General features: G+C 64.2%; 4 protein-coding genes. All 4 read left to right on the top strand.

The window, feature by feature from the left end; translation table 11 throughout:
• Positions 1 to 100: 100 nt before the first annotated feature.
• Positions 101 to 1,096, top strand: coding sequence for an ABC transporter permease (locus tag EOA22_RS27700; protein ID WP_063169855.1), 996 nt, complete (start codon positions 101 to 103; stop codon positions 1,094 to 1,096).
• 14 nt (positions 1,097 to 1,110) lie between these two features.
• Positions 1,111 to 2,049: a sugar ABC transporter substrate-binding protein gene (locus EOA22_RS27695; protein ID WP_013528163.1), complete on the top strand. Its 939-nt coding sequence runs from the start codon at positions 1,111 to 1,113 to the stop codon at positions 2,047 to 2,049.
• A gap of 241 nt (positions 2,050 to 2,290) precedes the next feature.
• The gene (gene ssuD / locus EOA22_RS27690; protein ID WP_127390365.1) at positions 2,291 to 3,463 is read left to right on the top strand and encodes an FMNH2-dependent alkanesulfonate monooxygenase; all 1,173 of its coding nucleotides are present in this window, start codon (positions 2,291 to 2,293) and stop codon (positions 3,461 to 3,463) included.
• The coding region (locus EOA22_RS27685) for an FAD-dependent oxidoreductase (RefSeq protein ID WP_127390364.1) at positions 3,460 to 3,619 on the top strand (160 nt) is incomplete at its 3' end. The genes ssuD and EOA22_RS27685, both read left to right, overlap by 4 nt.

Below are 3,619 nucleotides of genomic sequence, written 5' to 3'. Positions count from 1 at the left end.
TCGACGGTGTGCGCACGCCAATCCAGGGTTTCGTGCTCGGCATCCTGATCGTCGGTGCCGTCGGCATGGATGCGGCGCTGCGCAAGCGGGGCGTGGCGTGATGCGTTTTCTTTCGCTTGTCTCGCAGCATCGCGTCGTCATCATTCTCGGCCTGACGCTCGTCATTTCCGCGCTGTTGGTCCCCGGCTACCTCTCGGCATCGACGCTCGGCCTCGGTCTCGACCGGGCGGCGACGATCGGCCTGATCGCGGTCGGCCTGACGGTGCTTTTGATATCGGGCCAGATCGACCTCTCCGGTGGCGCCGTGTTTGCCCTGGCCGGCATCGTATCGGTCATCCTGCAGCGAGAGATCGGCATCCTGCCTGCCGCGATCGCCGGCATCCTGGTCGGTACCCTGGCAGGCGCCATCAACGGCATGCTGGTCGTCGGCCTGAAGGTGAATTCGCTCGTGCTGACGCTCGCGACGATGCTGATCTTCCGCTCACTCGCGCACTGGATCACCAACAGCCAGCCGGTGACCGGAACCGACATCATGCTCTCCCTGGCGCTGGCCAAGATCTATCTCGATGTCTTCACCCTCCGCAGCGTGCTGTTCATCGCCCTGATCGTGCTGCTGCATTTCTGGCTGACGCGCACCATACCTGGGCGCAACGTCTTTGCGGTGGGGTCCAACCCGGCGGCTGCCAAGGAAAGCGGTATCGCCTCGGACCGTATCGTCTTTCTCGGCTTTGTCTTTGCCGGCACGCTTGCCGGCCTGGCGGGGGTTCTCCAGAGCCTCGTCACCAACACCGGCTCGCCTGTCTTCGGCTCGGAACTGACGGTCGCCGTCATTGCCGCGGTCGTTGTCGGCGGGACTCGTCTCGAAGGCGGCAAGGGATCCGCGCTCGGCACGCTCGGCGGCGTGCTGACGATCGGCTCGCTGACCATCGCGATGGAGTTCCAGTCCGTTCCCGCATACGTCCAGCAGGTCGTGTCCGGGCTTATCCTGATCCTGCTCGTCGTGCTCGATCGGGCCGTTACCACCAAGGGGAGGGCTCCGGGCACGCGCCCGGCGCTCGTTCGCGACAATCCAATCACTCAAGGAGGAACCACATGATTGGGAGGAAACGCATGATTGGCAAGAAAAGCATGCTTCACGTCGCCGCCATGGCGGCTGTGCTGGCATCGACGGGCTGGGCCAGCGCCAAGACGGTCTGCTACGTGACGGCAGCGGATTCGCATGCCTACGCGACGCCGGCCAACAAGGCGCTTCAGGCGCGCGCTGCGGAACTCGGCATCGAGATCCTGAGCCTCAGCCAGGATTTTGATGTCCAGAAAGGCACCGAGCAGCTCAACACCTGCGTTGCGCGCAAGGTCGATGGCATCATCCTGTGGCCGCTCGACCCGCAGGCATACATACCGGGGCTGGCGCGCGCGCAGCAGGCGAACATTCCGGCGATCCTCATCAATTCGCCGATGAGCGACGATGCCAAGCCGTTCATCAAGTCGTTCACCGGGCCTGATGTCTATGAGGAAGGCAAGCTGGCGGCGGACTCGCTGAGCAAGGCGCTGGGCGGCAAGGGCTCCGTCGTCATCATCGCCGGCCAGGCCGGCAACGGCACCACGATCGGCCGCGTCAGCGGATTTACCGACCGTCTCAAGGAAACCAATGCCGAGATCAACGTGCTCGACACGGTCAACGCCGACTTCGACCAGCAAAAGGCGCTGGTGGTGAGCCGCGATCTGATCACACGCTTCGGCGACCAGATCAGCGGTGTCTACGCCAATGACGACACGATGGCCCGCGGCTTCATCGACGCATGGAAAGAGGCGAACCCCTCCAAGGCCGCACCGCCGATCGTCGGCATCAATGGCCAGAAGGATGCGTTCGAATCGATCCGCACCAATGAGATGTACTCGACCATCGTCCAGTCGCCCGTCGAGGATGGCCGCCTGGCGATCAACACGATGGCCGAGATCATCGAGGGCAAGGAGGTCAAGGACCGGCTGCCGATCCCGCTGACAGTCGTCACCAAGGACAACGTCAACGCGGTCGAACCAGCGTTCTGATGCAGGAAGGCCGGCCCGCTGCACTCGGGTCGGCCTCGCCGCCGATTTCTTGGGGAGAGAAATTCTAATAGCGGCAACGGAATTGGAATAAACTAACTCTACAGAGTTTGTGGAATAAGCAATCTGCACTGGCGATCTGGTTTCCACCCGGACAGGACCACGCCATGCCTACCTTTTTGCGCTCGCCGTCAACCAAAGCAGGCATCTCCGGCCGCCTCCGTCAGGCGACGGGAGACAGGCCATGAGCAAGCACATTCCAGACCGTATCAAGGTGCTCTGGTTTCTGCCGACGCATGGCGACAGCCGCTATCTCGGCACGGCCGAGGGCGGCAGATCGGTCGATCTGCCCTATCTGACGCAAGTGGCGAAGGCGGCCGACACGCTCGGCTACTATGGCGTGCTGTTGCCGACCGGCCGCTCGTGCGAGGATTCCTGGGTGATCGCATCGGCTCTTGTGCCGATGACCGAACGCTTGCGTTTCCTTGTCGCTGTGCGGCCCGGTTTGCAGTCGCCGACGCTGGCCGCGCGCATGACTGCGACGCTGGACCGCATCTCCAATGGCCGCCTGCTGATCAACGTCGTCACCGGCGGCGATCCGCTGGAGAACAAGGGCGACGGCATTTTCCTGTCGCATGCCGAACGCTATGAGGTGACGCAGGAGTTCCTGCGCATATACAAGCGGGTGCTGAGCGGCGAGACGGTCGAGCATGACGGCAAGCATTTCCACATCGAGGACGGAAGGCTGCTGTTTCCGCCGGTGCAGACGCCTTACCCGCCGCTGTATTTCGGCGGTTCGTCCGATGCCGGGTCGACGGTGGCGGCGCAGGAGATCGACAAGTATTTGACCTGGGGCGAGCCGCCCGCCGATGTCGAGCGCAAGCTGGACAGCGTGCGTGAACTGGCGCAGAAGGCCGGCCGCAAGCTCTCTTTCGGCATTAGGCTGCATGTCATCGCCCGCGAAACCACCGAGGAGGCCTGGGCCGCTGCCGACAGGCTGATCAGCCGCCTCGACGACACGACGATCGCCTCGGCCCAAAAAGTCTTTGCGCGCATGGATTCGGTCGGGCAGGCGCGGATGAGCGCATTGCATGGCGGCGATCGTGCCAAGCTCGAGATCGCGCCCAATTTGTGGGCCGGCGTCGGCCTGGTGCGCGGCGGTGCCGGTACTGCCCTTGTCGGCGCCCCCGACACGATCGCCGAGCGCATCGACGAGTACCGGCGCCTCGGCATCGATACCTTCATCCTGTCCGGCTATCCGCATCTGGAAGAAGCCTATCGCTTCGGCGAACTGGTGCTGCCGAAACTGCCGACCGACCATCCGGTAAAAGCCGCCGGCTCGTCCGTCAACACCGGTCCGTTCGGCGAGACCATCGCCGGCGACCACCGGCCGAAATCGCTCGCCAGCGCCTCGTGAACGCGCTCCCTCCGGCCCGCCGGTTGCGCGTCGCCATCCTTGGCGGCGGCTTTTCCGGCGCGGCGGTGGCCTGGCATCTGGCGCGGGCACCTCAATCGGAGCGCCTGTCGATTTCCGTCATCGAGCCGCGACCAGCGCTCGGCGGCGGCCTGGCCT

Source organism: Mesorhizobium sp. M7A.F.Ca.US.014.04.1.1 (assembly GCF_003998745.1).
Taxonomy (GTDB): Bacteria; Pseudomonadota; Alphaproteobacteria; order Rhizobiales; family Rhizobiaceae; genus Mesorhizobium; species Mesorhizobium ciceri.
Note: the sequence above shows the minus strand (reverse complement) of the source record. Positions and strands in the feature narration are given on the sequence as shown.

Coding starts and splice junctions, on each gene's coding strand:
- EOA22_RS27700 (WP_063169855.1), top strand. CDS start 101: ATGCGTTTTCTTTCGCTTGTCTCGCAGCATCGCGTCGTCATCATTCTC.
- EOA22_RS27695 (WP_013528163.1), top strand. CDS start 1,111: ATGATTGGCAAGAAAAGCATGCTTCACGTCGCCGCCATGGCGGCTGTG.
- ssuD (WP_127390365.1), top strand. CDS start 2,291: ATGAGCAAGCACATTCCAGACCGTATCAAGGTGCTCTGGTTTCTGCCG.